The organism is Mycobacterium sp. TH-M25 (assembly GCF_057473665.1).
This window is the reverse complement of the sequence record NZ_JBYCLA010000208.1, coordinates 1-15,052: the sequence shown is the minus strand read 5'-3', so window position 1 is coordinate 15,052 and position 15,052 is coordinate 1. Positions and strand designations below refer to the sequence as shown.

The window sequence follows — 15,052 nt, the reverse complement described above, 5'->3', positions numbered from 1 at the left end:
GACAAATCTGGCGATTCAACTCCTCCGCGCCAAGCGGCTCAAGGGCCGTCTGAGAACCGTCGAAGTCGTCGCCTGAGGCATCCGGTCGTCCGTGCTGCCGGGGGTGCGGGCAGGTGATAACGTTCCCCAAGTTGTAGTCGCTGCCGTTCTGTACTGGTAACGTCACGACGGCCGCATATCAACGTGGTTGATATATTCGGACCGGCTGTGGGAGTCGGGTCCGGCACGAGATTCGGGGAAGGCGTTGCGAAAGGGTGATCGAGTGAGCCCTCGTCCAAACGCGCGACGTGTCTTGGCACGATTTTGGATGCCGCTGGTTACCACAATCGCTGTCGGCGTTGGCCTGGTCGGCATGTACAAGGTGCACCAATTCTCCGAACCGGAGCCGGTCATCACGGTCAACGGTCCGCAAGCACCCGAGGAATTCAACGTCAAGCGGCTGACCTATGAAGTGTTCGGCTCCGTCGGCAAGGGCGGGACGCTGGTCTATGTCGACATCGACGGGCATCCCCACCAAGTCGACATCACGACGCTGCCCTGGTCTCACATCGAGAGCACCACGCTGACGGTGGCATCCGGCGCTATCTCGGTGCACGTCCATGGCGGTCAGGTGGGGTGTCGCATGCTGGTGGACGGAATCGTCCGCGACGAGCAAAACTCCGACCATCCGGATGCCGACGTCGAATGCAGGGTGAAGTCCGCATGAGCGAGCATCGCTTCGACGACGACCGGGTCAAGCGCCCGTTTCTTCCCCGGATGGTTCGCAGATTCGCGATACCGATCATCTTCTTCTGGGGCTTCTGTTCGGTCACGATGACGGCCTTCACGCCCAAGGTGGAGGACGTCGCCGAAGAACTCGCCGGCCCGATGGTTCCGCACTATGCGCCGTCGCAGCGCGCGCTTCTGCACATCGGCGAAAAGTTCCACGAATCCAATTCGACCAACCTGACGATGGTCGTGTTCGAAACGCAGAACCTAAATCTGGGCGAGCAGGACCACCGCTACTACGACGACCTGATGCAGCGCCTCCAGCACGACACCAAGCACGTGCAGTACGTGATGGATCTATGGGGCAAGCCATTCACCGCAGCCGGGGCGCAGAGCGTCGACGGCAAGTCCAGTTATGTGCTGCTGCGCCTTGCCGGCGACATCGGCCAGATCGAGGCGAATGCCTCGGTGGACGCCGTCCGGGAGATCATCAAAAAGGATCCGCCGCCGGCTGGACTCAAGGTCTTCGTCAGCGGTGCCGCACCGCTGGCGTCAGACACGCTGAGCATCGCCAACGCCAGCCTGAACAACGTCACGATCGTGACCATCGTCCTCATCCTGGTCATGTTGCTGATCGTGTATCGATCGCCGCCCACGCTGTTGCCGGTTTTGCTCGGCGTCCTCATCGAAATGCTTTTCGCCAAAGGGCTGATCTCTACGCTCGGGCATCTGGGATGGATCGAGCTGTCCTCGTTCGCGGTGAACATCGTCATCGCACTGACCCTGGGAGCGGGAACCGACTACGGCATCTTTCTGATGGGCCGCTATCACGAGGCCCGTTTAGCGGGTGAAAGCCGAGAAGATGCGTTCTACACCGCGTACAAGGGCGTCTTGCCTATCGTCGTCGGCTCCGGCCTCACCATCGCCGGCGCATGCTACTGCCTGACGTTCGCGCGGCTGAACTACTTCCACACCATGGGCCCAGCCGTGGCGATCACGATGTTGTTCACGATCGCCCCGGCGATGACGCTCGGCCCGGCGGTGTTGACCGTCGGCAGCCTCTTCGGCATGTTCGACCCGAGGCAACAAGTCAAGGCGCACCTGTACCGACGGATCGGGGCGAGTGTGGTTCGCTGGCCGGTGCCGATCCTGGTGGCCAGTTCGGCCATCGTGATGCTGGGTGCGATCTTCGTGCCGAGCTACCGACAAAACTACGACGACCGGCAGTACCAGCCGCAAAACGCGCCGGCCAACCTCGGTTTTCAGGCCGCCGACCGGCACTTCCCCAAGAGCAAACTGTTCTCCGAGATGCTCATGGTGGAGACCGACCACGACATGCGCAACTCGGCCGACTTCATCTCACTCGACCGGGTCGCGAAGGCGTTGATTCGCCTGCACGGGGTGGCGATGGTGCAGGGCATTACCCGGCCCCTCGGCCGACCTCTCGAGCACGCGTCGATCCCCTACTTGTTCACGACCCAGGGCAGCGGCAACGGTCAGCAGTTGCCGTTCAACAAGGAACAGAACATCAACACCGACGAGCAGGCGCAGATTCAGGCGGACTCAGTTGCGGTGCTGCGCAGAGAGATCGGCTTTTTCCAGAAAGTCTCCGACGAGCTTCACCAGACAGTCTTGACTGTCGAGGACCTGGAACGGGTCAGCAACGACATCAACGACAACGTCTCCAATCTCGACGACTTCTTCCGGCCGATCAAGAGCTATTTCTTCTGGGAAAAACATTGTTTCGATATACCGATCTGTTGGACGTTTCGATCGGTGTTCGCAACGGTCGATCAGATCGACCATCTCGCCGAAGACATCAAGTACGCCCGGATCTCGCTGGCCGTGGTGGACGAGACGTTCCCCAAGATCATTGCGCAACTGAAAGCCACCGCCGAGGACACCGAACAGTTGAAGGCGAAGCTGGTCAACAGCTTCGGATCGGCGGACTTGCAGTCGCTGCAGACCGAGCAGACATTCGACGATTCGATCAACGTCGGCAACGACTTCGACAAATCGCGCAGCGACGACTACTTCTATATCCCACACGAGGCCTTCGACAACGAAGATCTCAAGGCCGGCATGAAGCTGATGATGTCGCCCGACGGCAAGGCCGCCCGCTTCATCGTGACCCACGAGGGCAACGCGATGGGACCCGAAGGTGTGGAACACGTCGAACAATTCCCCGAAGCGATCAAGACAGCTCTGAAAGAGACTTCTTTGGCGGGCGCGCGGATCTACATCGGCGGCTCCGGGTCCAATGACAAGGACATCAAGGAATACGCGATGTCCGATTTGCTGATCGCCGCCATCGCCGCCTTCGTGTTGATCTTCTTGATCATGATGTTCATCACCCGAAGTCTGGTGGCGGCCTTGGTTATTCCCGGGACGGTCGCATTCTCCTATGCGGGGGCGTTCGGGCTGTCGATCCTGCTGTGGCAGCACCTGATTGGCCTACATCTGCATTGGCTGGTGCTGCCGCTGACATTCATCATCCTGGTGGCGGTAGGTTCGGACTACAACCTGCTGCTGATCAACCGGGTCAAGGAAGAGTTGCACGGCGGATTGAACACCGGGCTGATCCGGGCGTTGGGCAGTACCGGCGGTGTCGTGACGTCTGCGGGTCTGGTCTTCGCTTTCACGATGTTGGCTATGTTGATCAGCGATCTGCGAACCATCGGCCAAGTGGGTTCGACGGTGTGTATCGGTCTGCTACTGGACACATTGATCGTGCGCTCGTTCGTCGTTCCGTCCATCCTCGCCATTTTGGGACCGTGGTTCTGGTGGCCTACCCTCGTGCGTCGGCGGCCGTCGGATCCGCAGCCCGTCAGAACCTAGTCGTCACCTGGTCGTAAGAATTGCTGGGCAGAATCGAAAGTATGCCGACGCCATCACGCCAGGTGCTCCAAATGCGGGCTGTCGATCTCACCAACCGGATGCCCGGATATCAACTCCGCGAATACGGCGAGGGCGACGACGCGTGGAAGCGGGTCAAGGCTCGCGTGGTCTCGGAGCTGGCCCCCCAGGACGGCAGCTTCCTGCCGGAACTGTGCACGGTGAAGTTCACTGACGGGACCGAACGTTACTTCAACCCCGACGATCAGGTGGAAATCAGGCCGTGATGGTTCAGTCGGGAACTTTGACCGTGTAGAGACGGTGAATACCTTGCAGGCCTTTGAGTTCCGCCTCTCGTGGCGGGCATAAATCGAAACCGGCGCTACCGGCGACGGCCTCGCGGACCGCATCGCTCACCAAAATTTCGCCACCTTCGGCTTGGCCCGCGATCCGGGCGGCCATTGCGACATTGCGCCCGAACAAGTCGTCCCCGCGCCGTACCGAAGGCCCGATATGGATGCCGATGCGGACGCGGATCCCGCCCCACTGTTCGGCTTTGTCGAGCAGCGCACGCTGTATCTCGACGCCGCACAGGACTGCCTGTTCGGCGTCGGCGAACGCGATCATGAACCCGTCGCCCTGGGTCTTGATCACCTGTCCGCCGTGCTCGGCGACGAGTTTTTCGATGAGCCGGTTGTGGCGCTCCAGGACTTTCACCCAGTCCCGATCCCCGAGCTCTTCGTTATGCGCCGTGGAGTCCTCGATGTCGGAGAAGACGATCACCACGTCGCCGTCCGCGGTCAGTCTCGCCAGATCGGGACGTTCGACCTGCGCCCAGCCGGCCAGGTCTTCGATCGAGTTACGGAATGTGGCGCCGATCCCTTTGGTCATCAGCGAGTCGGCGGTCCGCCACGCTGTCCTGATCGCGAAGGGCGCGAGTCCGAGTCGCCGGCGCCGGCGTCCGGTGCGGGCTTGGCGGCTGCGCTCCAACTCGGTTCGCGCTTGGCTGAGCTGACGCCGGGACACAGTCAGCAGCACCCCGAGCGCGACCAGCCCACCGAGCTCGACGACGGCCAGGCCGCTCGTCACGACAACCGCGTTCACCCGTTGAGTATGACCGCCGGCTCAGTTACGGTCGGGCCCGGATCGGGGCAGGCCGGCGCAGCGCACAGAGCTTGCCGAGCGCTGATCGTGGCATGGTGGGAGTCCTGACGGTGTCGAGGTGAGGAAGGCGGCGCGCGATGGCCGGAGATCGTGTCGACGTGGTGGTGATCGGGGCCGGATTAGCCGGCTTGCGGTGCGCTGGCGTGATCGCGGCGACGGGCCGCGACGTTCAGGTCTGGGAGCAACACGATGACGTCGGCGGACGGGTTCGAACCGACGCGATCGACGGCTTTCTCTGCGATCGTGGATTTCAGGTACTCAATCCTGCCTATCCGGAATTGCCGCGAGCGGTCGACGTCACGGCGCTCGACCTGCGGCCGTTCGCCGCTGGAGTCGCGGTGCGGCGCCAGGCCGGATCGGCCGTCCTGGTCCATCCGCTACGTGAGCCCATAGGCGTACCGAAGATGCTGTCCTCTGGCGTTGTCCGGCCCGCGGACATAGTGGCGATCATGCGGTGGGTACTTCCCGCGCTACGCCCAGGCGCCCTCACATCGCACCCGGGTAGCGACGTCACGCTGACAGCGGCCCTGGACAAGGCGGGGGTGCGTGGTGAGTTGCGCCGCGTGATCGACCGCTTCCTGGCCGGAGTGTTGTTGGATGACACCGGCAGTGCCTCGAACGCGTTCTCCTTGCTGCTGGCCCGCATGTTTGTGCTCGGCGTTCCCGCGCTGCCCGCCGCAGGCATGCAGGCCCTGCCGCGTCTGATGGCCAGACCGCTGATCGGACGAATACATCTGAACCAGAAGGTGGCTCGCATCGAGCGCGCTGGGAAGGGCTGGCACGTGTGCGGTGGGGCGGGCAGCGTCCGCGCCGACGACGTCGTTGTGGCGACCGATCCCCTGACGGCAGCGGTTCTGACCGATTCGCCTACACCGCCAACCCGCGGTGTCGTCACCGACTGGTGGGCCACCGACGAGGCGCCCACGACGCGACCCATGCTGTGGATTGACGCACGGCGCGACGCACCGGGGCCCGTGGTCAACACCGCGGTCATCAGCGCTGCTGCACCCAACTATGCGCCGGCCGGGCAACAGCTGATCGCCGCATCCGCATTGCTGGGTGCGGACGGTGCGCCAGCGCCGGAAGCCACCACGCGCCGTCACGCCGCTGACATCTTGGGTGCCGACGCCCGGCCGTGGAGGCTAGTGACGCGCAGCACTATTCGCCACGCCTTGCCGGTCCAGCCGGTACCGCTGCGAGTGCGCCAGTCGGTCGACGTGGGCAATGGGCTCTGGTGGTGTGGAGACCACCGTGATACCCCTTCGATCCAAGGCGCGCTGGTCAGCGGGCGGCGCACCGCCGAACAGATTCTGGCCGGCCGCTCGTGATCAGTCGCGGTCCGACCACCGGAAGACTGAAAGGCACGCCACCAACCCAGCGATCACCCAAGCGCTCAGTACCAAGAAGATGTGCCAGTGCTCCCAGTTCCCGGCCGGCTCGAAGGCCGCCATTCTCGATGGCAACAGCACCGACCGGAACCCTTGAGCCATCCACTTGACCGGGAAAATAGAACCCACGACCAACATCCACGTCGGCAACATGGTGATCGGCACGTAGGTCCCTGACACGAACTGCAAGCCGACCGCCGGACCGTTGGTGACCACGGCGGCTGCGACCGCGTTGCTGGCCAGATTGCTGATGAAGATTCCCAGCAGTGAGCAACTGACGATCCCCAGGAGAAATACCCAGCTCAGCGTAAACCAGCCGAAAATCGTTGTCGGCAGCCGAAGGTCGAAGAACAGCAGCCCTACCGCCAGGAGAATGACGGCCTCGGCAAGGCTGACGATGGCGACGAGAAAAATCTTGCCGATGAAATACGACACCGCGGTGGTCGGCGTTCCGCGGAGCCGCCGCAATGCGCCGGTATCGCGGTCGCCCGCGATGCTGATGCCCAGGTTGATAAACGACGTCGACAAGATCCCGTAGGCGAGCATGCTGGCCGCGATGACGGCGCCGGTGCTGGTTTCGGCGCTGGGCAGTCTGGCCGAGAAGATCGAACCCAGCAGGATGCAGATGATCGCCGGCAGTGAAAAAGTCAGAACCACCTGCTCTGGCCGTCGGTAGAACATCTTGAGTTCCGGGACAACCCGAGCCAGGCCGATGCGCACAGGAGACGGCAGAGGCGGCACCGCCGGAGCGCCCCGCCGGTGCCTCGCCACGGCGTCGAGCATGCGCTCGTCGTGCATCACTGCATGCCGATCAACTGCAGGTAAGCGTCTTCGAGCGTGGGGCGAGACACCGTCAAGTCGATCAACTCCGTCCCACCCGTGGAGCGTCGTCTGATCAATTCGGTGGGACGATCGGTCCGCTCTTCGCGGATTTCGCCGTCCACTCGCCACCGGACCGTCGCGGCCGAGTTGACATGCCGGATCAAATTCGGCGGGGAGTCGACTGCGACGACCCGGCCCGCGGCGATCACCGCGACACGGTCTGCCAGCGCTGCAGCTTCCTCGAGGTAATGGGTGGTCAGCAGGATCGTCGTGCCGCCTCGGGCCAAGAGTCGGATCAGGTCCCAAAAGCGCAGTCGCGCTTCAGGATCAAATCCGGTCGTCGGTTCGTCGAGAAACAGCAAAGTCGGTTTGTTGATGATGCCGAGGGCGACATCGAGGCGACGGCGCTGACCGCCAGACAGCGTCCGCACTTTCGATGCGGCCACCGAGCCGAGCCCGACGAGTTCGAGCACCTCCTCGGGGAGGCGCGCTGCGGCATAGCATTTCGCAAACATCCGCAGCGTTTCCTCGACAGTCAGCATGCCGGCGTCGCTGACCTCCTGCAGCACGATGCCGATCTTGGCGCGCCATCCTCGGCCTGCGGTTCCCGGGTCTTCGCCCAACACGCTGACGTGTCCGCAATCCCGCTTGCGGTGACCTTCCAGGATCTCGATGGTCGACGACTTGCCCGCCCCGTTGGGTCCGAGGATCGCGAATACCTCGCCGTACCCGACGTCGAGGTCCACGTCCCGCACGGCGTGCAGTCGTCGGTAGGACTTCGACAAACCACGAACGTGCACCGCAGGATTCACGGCGATGTCCCGCCCTGTTTCTCGAGTTCGGCCAGCATGGCCCGTAGCTCGGCCTCAGACAGCTGCTCGATCAATCGGTCGACATCGCCGTCGGCCACGGGGGGCTTTGGTGCCTCGTGGGTAGCCGCGGCTGGGTCGGCGTCTGCCAAACGAAGTTGGTCGAGAATCCTGGCCGCCACTGAATTCACGCTGACGCCCCGGAGCAGCTCGAGCAATGGCAGGTCGACCGCGAACGTCGCATTGATCCGGAGCCTGAAATCCATTGCCATCAAGGAGTCGAGGCCGATGTCGTCGAGGTGGTCGTCTGCGCTGATGTCGGCGGCTGCGATCTCGAACACGGCGGCGACGATCTGTCGAACGTGGCCGACGACCATATCGAGTCGCTCGGCTTTCGGGCGCCCCGACAAGGCGTCGAGAATCGACAAATCTGAATCACCGGTGGCGTGCGATGTTTCGGCCATGCCAAGTTCGGAGAACATCGGCGGCAGTTGACCGCCGTGACCGGCGCGGCGGGCCCGCATCCAGTCGGCACTGATCGCGACCACGTTGGACACCTTCTGGTTGATCAGCCTGTCGAGGATTCGGGTTCCGGCGGCGGGCGTGATGAGCTCAATGCCCCGCTGCGCGTAAAGCTTTTCCAGTTTGAGTTCTTCGACCATTCCCACCGACCATGGACCCCAGCCGATGGTGAGTGCCGGTAGCCCCTGCGCCCGCCGGAAGTGCGCGAAGGCGTCGAGGAACGCGTTCGCGGCTGCATAGTTGCCCTGACCAGGTGAGGCGATCACCGATCCCGCCGAACCGAACATCACGAAAAACTCTAGATCGCTGCTGCGGAAGGCATTGTGCAACACGCGTGCGCCACTGATCTTGGGCGCCATGACTTCGGTGAAGTCGCCTTCGGTCATGTTCAGCAGGAGCCGATCGTTGACAGTCCCTGCGGCGTGGATGATCCCGCGGACGGGTCGGCCTCCGTCGCGGATATGACTACTCAGCCAGCTGTTCACCTGATCGGAGTCGGTGATGTCGACGCTGGCTGTAGTCACCTGTGCGCCGAGATGCTCGATCTTGCGGATCATGCTGATGGTCTGGTGGTGCCGGTGACCTTCGGGCAGCAGCGACCATTGATCTCGCGGCGGGATCTCGCTGCGGGACAGCAGCGCAATATGACGGGCACCGCGCTCGGCCAGGTAGGTGGCCACGATGCGACCGAGGGCTCCGGCTCCACCGGTGACGACGTAGGTCGCGTTGGGCGTGAGCTTCGTCGGGAAGGCTTGCGTCAGGCCCGTGGTCGGGCGCAGACGCGGGACGAACGTCGTCTGACCGCGGATCGCAATCTGATCCTCGGCGTCGTCAGCGAGAATGTGCGCGCAGATACGTGACGCGGTTTCGGTGCGATCGTCGGCGTTGTCGATGTCGATCAGTCCGCCCCACCGGTCGGCGAACTCCTGGTGACCCACCACACGTCCGAGCCCCCACACGGCGGCCTGTTCGACGGCAAGTGACTCGGTGCCAAGGACCGCCTGTGCGTTGCCGGTCAGTAGGTAGAGCCGTGGCGCAATGGTGTCGAGTTCTCCGAGCGCTTTGGCGAGATGCAGAATCGTGAAAAGACCGAGCTGATAGTTGGACTCGCTGGATGTGTCCGCGTGACGGCCCTCGGCCTCGGCGTGGATGTCGAGCGGCCAGCAGTTGATGATGCCGGCGAGGTCTTTCTCGTTCGCAAGGTGGGTTGCGATCAGCTGATGGATGTGTTCGGGCTGCTCGGGGTTCAGTGCGTAGCCACCGTCGACCTTGGTCAGCACGGCGACAGGCTGGTGCAGGACTGCCCGAACACGCTGGCCGCTGCGGCGCAGTTGGTCAGCCAATTTCGTCCCGACGCCGGCGCTGTCGAGGAATATCAACCAAGACAGGTTGTCCGGTGACGTCGCCGTCTCGGTGTCGGCGCTCACTGTCGCTGGGCGCGCGATCCACCCGATCTCGTAGAGCCCCTTGTCGATCCGCTCGGGCGACATCTGCGTCGACGCACTCAACGCCTGCAGCGTAAAGCCGGTAAAGACGGCCAGGGTTTGCCCATCCTCGCTCAGGAGCGTGATGTCGCTTTCGATCTCGTCCCTGGTGACCGACACCACGGAGACGTGAGCGGTCATGCGTTGTTCGGGGTCGCGGTAGATGGCGCTGCGCCGAACCCTGGTGGGAAGGTAACCGTCTTCGTCGTTCGCGCGCCCCAGAAGCGCTGTGCCGATGAGTGTTTGGAACGCACCGTCGATGAGTGCCGGGTGGAACCGGTAGGACCCGATGTCGTCGGCGATCGGTTCGGGTGTCACGATCTCCGCGGTGGCCCAGCCGTCGCCGGAGGCGAGAGTGGTAATGGTTTGGAATGCCGCACCGTAGCTAAACCCGACTGACTCGGCGCGGGTGTAAAAATCGTTGCGGTCAATAGTGTTGAAAGTGCTGCTACCTCGCGGCGTAGTGACCGGTTCGGGTTGCCCCGCGAGGGTGTTGAGTTCCGCCGTCGCCGTTACCGTCCACGTGACGTCGCCACCCGTTGTGGCCGTCAACGCCGCGAACTCGAGGGTTCCAGTGCCGCGATGCAGGGTGGTCCGCAGCACGGGATCACAGGTTTCGTCGAGGATCGTTGCATGGAGCAGCGCGAGATTGTCAACACTGAAGTCGGTGGAGCCATAGGTGGCTTCGGCTGCGGCCAAGGCCATTTCGATGTAAAGCGCACCGGGAACCACAACGCTGCCCTGCACCTGATGGTCGGCGAGAAACGGCGTGGTGGCGGTGCTCAACTCGATTTCCCAGGTCGGGTGAGCTCCGCTGACTGGTTGACCCAGTAACGGATGCACCGGGTGATAGTGCAGATCCTCGGCGGCTTCCTGGGTTTCGTTCCAGTAGCGCTTGGACTGCCACGGGTACAACGGAAGCTTGACAAGACGCGCCGCTTGTTGCGGGTAGAGCGTTTCCCACGCCACCCGATGGCCGTGGCAGTGCAGCGCACCAACGCAGTTCATCAGCGTGCGACCGTCGTCGTCCTCGCGGCGCTGGGTCGCGATGACCACGGCGTCGGCCTTGTCGGCCGCGGCTATTTCAAATAGCGATGCGGCGAGAACGGGATGCGGGCCCAGTTCGACAAAATGGGTGTATCCGTCGTCGAGCATGCGGCGGACAGCTGGCTCGAAAAGCACGGTCGCCCGGGTGTTCTGCCACCAATAGGCGGCGGCGTCGGCGTATCGGTCCAGCCGTTCGCCGGTGACCGTCGAGTACAGCGGCGTCGTCGCCGACCCAGGAGTCAAGTCCTGGAATGCGCTGATCAGCTCCTCTTTGATGGCATCCATGAAGTGGGTGTGATACGGCACTCGTCCGGTAAGAAGCCGGTTGAAGACGTGCGAGTCATTGAGTTGGCGCGCGATCTCGTCGAGGACGTCACTGTCGCCGGCAATGGTGACCGTAGACGGACCGTTGATCGCGGCGATCGATACGCGCCGGCCGATGGCGTCTCGCGCTTGGCCGTCGATCGTCTGCATGAACGCTTCGGCGCTGAGGCCGACCGCGAGCATGCGACCCAGCCCGCTGGTGCGCTGCTGCAGCCGACTTCGGTGATAGCTGACGTGCACGGCTTGCTCAAAGGTGAGGATCCCGGAAAGGTGATGGGCGGCTACTTCGCCGGCGCTGTGACCGATCACCGCGTCCGGGGTGATCCCGAAATGCTCCAGCTGCGCGGCGAGCGCGATCTGGATGGCGAAGTTGGCAGGCTGGGCCACCTCGGTCTCGGTCATCCGAGAATCGGCTTCATCAGCCCGAAGCTCATCGACCAGCGACCATTGCGCGTAGCGGGACAGTTCGCGGTCGCTACGCAGGATGCTTTCGGTGAACACGGGATAGACATCCAGCAAACCCCGGCACATCTTCCACCACTGGGGACCCATGCCGGTGCAGACGAAGGCGAGTTTTGCTGCCGACGGGCTGGTGCGGCTCGCTGTGATCTGTCCGCCGTCTGCGAGTGCTCGGAGTTGCCGTTGCGCATCGGTGATGCTGTCCGCGACCAGAGTTCGCCGGTAGTTCAAATGGGTGCGACGCCGGCTGAGGGTGTAGCCGAGGTCGAGCAGGGCCAATTCGGGATGCGCCTGCACATGTTCGGCCAACTGTCGGGCCGTTGCCACCAGCGCTTCCTCGCTGCGCGCCGAGATCGGCAGTACGGCCAGCGGCAGTTCCAGCGACGGGTCGGCGCCATTGGGGTTGGACGGCGCCGGTGGCTCGGCGAGCACGACATGGGCGTTGGTGCCGCCGAAGCCGAAGGAGTTGACCCCCGCCAGGCGTCGCGTCGCGTGCGGGAACGGGCGCCCTGAGCGGGGAATATCGATACTGAACTCCGCCAACGGAATTCGATCGCTGGGATTGTCCAGATGCAAGTTCGCCGGGATGTACCCATACTTGAGCACCAGTGCCGCCTTGATCAGTCCCGCGACACCGGCGCCGGCCTCTAGGTGGCCGATGTTCGTTTTGACCGATCCGATCACCAGCGGCTTGTCCGGCGGACGTTCGCAGGCGAGTGTGTGCGCGAGAGCCTGGATCTCGACCGGGTCGCCGACAGGCGTTCCAGTGCCATGTGCCTCGACGTAGCCGATGTCATTGGGGTGGACGCCGGCCCGTCTCAAGGCCGTCGTGATGGCAGCTTGCTGAGCTTGCGCGCTCGGTACGGTGATGCCGTCGGTGCGACCGTCCTGGGATACCGCCGTGCCGAGGATCTGCGCGTAGATGTCGTCACCGTCTCGCAGGGCATGCGCCAAGGGTTTGATGACGACGACGGCGCCTCCTTCGCCTCGTGCGTAGCCGTCGGCGGACTGGTCGAAGGCTTTGCATCGGCCGTCGGGTGCCAAAAATCCACTCTTGGATTCGGCGATCGCCGTGTTGGGCCCGATCATGATGTTGACTCCGCCGGCGAGCGCCAGGTCGCACTCGCCGTTCCAGATGCTCAGCGCCGCAAGGTGTACTGCGACCAGTGAGCTCGAGCACGCAGTGTCGATGGTCATGCTCGGTCCGCGGAAGTCGAAGGTGAACGAGATGCGATTGGCCAGCATCGTCATCATCATTCCGGTGGCGGAGTGCGTCTTGAACCGGTAGCGACTGCTGCGCCCTTTGTTTTGAAGAAGCTGATAGTCCAGGGTGAACCCGCCGACGAAGACCCCGACATCCGTGCCGGCCAGAGTGTCGGCCGATATCCCGCCGTCTTCCAATGCCTCCCAGGTGGTACGCAGCAGAAGTCGCTGTTGCGGATCGACCGAGTTTGCCTCCCGAGGTGAGATGCCGAAGAACTGGGGATCGAATTGATCGATTTCGCTGAGGAACCCGCCCCGACGGGTAGCCATTTTCCCGACCTTCTGGGGGTTCGGGTCATAGAATTTGTCGGCGTTCCAGCGTTTTTCAGGCACGACGCAGGTCGCGTCAATCTCGTTGCGCAGCAATTCCCAATAGCGGTCCGGGGTCAGGGCGCCGCCCGGGAAGTGGCAGCCGATCCCGACGATTGCGAGTGGCTCGTGAGAGCCTTGTCCGGCAAGTGTACTCACGTCATCGACCTCACGCCTTGCGGTCGGATCTGTCGTCCTCTCAACTGAATTCGAGTTCGGGCGCGCATCGGACAATCCACTCCTGGCCGAGCGGGTCGACGTCTTGCTGCTGACGGTAGGTGGATCGGAGTTCCCGTAGGAAGGTGTCGCGTTGCCATGCCTGCACCTGCTGCATGACGTCATCGGAAAAATCACGGCACTTGTCGGTGAGTATGGTCTCGATCAGTTGGCCCGCAAGCTGGCGCAGCAGCAGCACGTTTGCATCGAATTGCGCGGTGAAATCTGACGCTTTCCCCATCATGGCTCTATGTAGCGTGACCATGAAGTTGTGCGCTGAATACATATCCACGAATTGCGATGAAGGGCAGGCGCTTTCGACACCGTCCCATTCCCGGAAGAACTCTTGCATCCGGTTGCTCAGCTCGATGAGGCCTTCCAGTTGCGGCACCACTCCGGGATCGTCAGCGACACTGATGAATCGGTCGTTGCTGTACATCAGCCCGAGGAAGCCCCAGTAATATGCGATGTCCCAGATGACCTTTGCCGTCATGACTGCGGGCGAACCCATGAGCTTGTACTGATCGCGGTAGATATTGAGCCACATGTCGGTCAGTGATCGAAAAAGCGAGTCGTTGATAGCGGCGCGTGCGACGACGCTTTCACCGTCGAGTTCGCGGGTGATCAGGTCGGTGATGAGCCCGTTGCCGATCGCGACGAGGTCCAGTCCCGAGGAGTACAGCGGGTCGAGAAAAACGGCCGCGTCACCGGTGAGACACCAACGGGCTTGCGCGTCATAAACTCTGGTGGCCCCGTGGCTGTACTTCTTCATGACCCTGAAATCCTTGATCAGGTGCTTGCTCTGCTCGATGACGGCCGCGCACTGCGGTTCGTGGTCGGCAAGCCACGCCTGCGCCTTTTCGAGGGTGTTGAAGTCGCTGAACGAGTGGAATGCGGGGTCGGCGACGATGCCGACACTGGTCGAACCAGACGCGAGCCGGATCAGCCACACCCAGTAGCCTTCGCCCATCAAATGATTGGTCGACATTGCGCGGTCGCCCTCGGTGAGGCGCGCCTGCCATTCCGGTTTGTCGCTCCATTGGCCGATGTCGATTTCGGTGGCAACCCGCATCCAGACGGCATTGCAGTGGTGTTGGTTGGCGCGCTTGAGTCCGAATTGGCGGGGCAGAGCCCGGTTGCGACCTGAGGCGTCGACCACCCATCGGGCTGTGGTCGACGTCGTGGCACCGCCACGCTGAATGTGTAGGGTGTGCGGACGTCCGTCGACGCCGAGTTCGACGGATGTGACTCGGCCGGCAGTGATTGCCACCCCCTCAGAGACGCAGCGTCTGTTGAGCTCGTTCTCCAACCGCCCGCGGTCGATTTGATAGGTGACCTGAGGTGCGAACGTGGGGCTTCCGAGCTCCATGCGTTGTGCGATGTCGGTGTTTTCGTCGTGCGAGAAAAACATCCGCAGACCCATTTTTCGGATCTGAGCCGTACTGAGGTGGTCGGCTAGTTCAAGGCGGTCCCGCAGGTATTGAGCCGAAATCTCAACCGTCGACTCCCCGACGGTGTGGGTGATCTCGGGCACCGGGTGAGCGCGGGGCTCGATGATGAGTAGTCGCGTCGTCGGCCGGGCACGGCGCAACTCGAGCGCCAGGGTGAGCGCTGCGACTCCCCCTCCGACGATCGCCACCTCATGCTCCGATTGGACGCCGACTCCGCCGCCGAGCCGCGATTTGATCTTTTGCGCCAGCGC

At 63.0% G+C, this 15,052-nt stretch carries 9 protein-coding genes; 4 read left to right on the top strand and 5 right to left on the bottom strand.

Annotated elements, in window-relative coordinates:
• Positions 1–307 precede the first annotated feature (307 nt).
• The 3 genes from AC2VOU_RS07000 (at position 308) to AC2VOU_RS06990 (ending at position 3,830) form a co-directional block, all read left to right on the top strand.
• A complete protein-coding gene (locus AC2VOU_RS07000) occupies positions 308–706 on the top strand; it encodes an MmpS family transport accessory protein (RefSeq protein ID WP_486956716.1) in 399 nt (132 codons plus the stop codon).
• Positions 703–3,546, top strand: coding sequence for an MMPL/RND family transporter (locus tag AC2VOU_RS06995; RefSeq protein WP_486956715.1), 2,844 nt, complete (start codon positions 703–705; stop codon positions 3,544–3,546). Before AC2VOU_RS07000 ends, AC2VOU_RS06995 begins: the two co-directional genes overlap by 4 nt.
• A 71-nt stretch (positions 3,547–3,617) precedes the next feature.
• Entirely contained in the window at positions 3,618–3,830 is a 213-nt protein-coding gene (locus AC2VOU_RS06990; RefSeq protein ID WP_486956714.1) for a hypothetical protein, read from the top strand.
• Between the two features lie 4 nt (positions 3,831–3,834).
• On the opposite strand, the gene AC2VOU_RS06985 is transcribed toward AC2VOU_RS06990, so the two are convergent.
• Positions 3,835–4,647, bottom strand: a complete 813-nt coding sequence (locus AC2VOU_RS06985) for an adenylate/guanylate cyclase domain-containing protein (protein WP_486956713.1) — start codon at positions 4,645–4,647, stop codon at positions 3,835–3,837.
• 137 nt (positions 4,648–4,784) lie between these two features.
• Here AC2VOU_RS06985 and AC2VOU_RS06980 point away from each other — a divergent pair, with 137 nt between their 5' ends.
• Complete coding sequence (locus AC2VOU_RS06980; RefSeq protein WP_486956712.1) at positions 4,785–6,035, top strand: FAD-dependent oxidoreductase; 1,251 nt, start codon at positions 4,785–4,787, stop codon at positions 6,033–6,035.
• On the opposite strand, the gene AC2VOU_RS06975 is transcribed toward AC2VOU_RS06980, so the two are convergent.
• The 4 genes from AC2VOU_RS06975 to AC2VOU_RS06960 all read right to left on the bottom strand — a co-directional run.
• Positions 6,036–6,878: an ABC transporter permease gene (locus tag AC2VOU_RS06975; protein ID WP_486956717.1), complete on the bottom strand. Its 843-nt coding sequence runs from the start codon at positions 6,876–6,878 to the stop codon at positions 6,036–6,038.
• A 14-nt stretch (positions 6,879–6,892) separates the two neighbouring features.
• Positions 6,893–7,729 (bottom strand): ABC transporter ATP-binding protein, encoded by an 837-nt coding sequence (locus AC2VOU_RS06970; RefSeq protein WP_486956711.1) that lies wholly within the window; start codon positions 7,727–7,729, stop codon positions 6,893–6,895.
• A complete protein-coding gene (locus tag AC2VOU_RS06965; protein WP_486956710.1) occupies positions 7,726–13,293 on the bottom strand; it encodes a type I polyketide synthase in 5,568 nt (1,855 codons plus the stop codon). Before AC2VOU_RS06965 ends, AC2VOU_RS06970 begins: the two co-directional genes overlap by 4 nt.
• 40 nt (positions 13,294–13,333) lie before the next feature.
• On the bottom strand, positions 13,334–15,052 hold a 1,719-nt coding region (locus AC2VOU_RS06960; protein WP_486956709.1), incomplete at its 5' end, for an NAD(P)/FAD-dependent oxidoreductase.

Bases quoted from the DNA above. Each gene is read 5' to 3' on its own strand.
- AC2VOU_RS07000 (WP_486956716.1), top strand. From the start codon at position 308: ATGCCGCTGGTTACCACAATCGCTGTCGGCGTTGGCCTGGTCGGCATG.
- AC2VOU_RS06995 (WP_486956715.1), top strand. From the start codon at position 703: ATGAGCGAGCATCGCTTCGACGACGACCGGGTCAAGCGCCCGTTTCTT.
- AC2VOU_RS06990 (WP_486956714.1), top strand. From the start codon at position 3,618: ATGCGGGCTGTCGATCTCACCAACCGGATGCCCGGATATCAACTCCGC.
- AC2VOU_RS06980 (WP_486956712.1), top strand. From the start codon at position 4,785: ATGGCCGGAGATCGTGTCGACGTGGTGGTGATCGGGGCCGGATTAGCC.
- AC2VOU_RS06975 (WP_486956717.1), bottom strand. From the start codon at position 6,878: ATGCTCGACGCCGTGGCGAGGCACCGGCGGGGCGCTCCGGCGGTGCCG.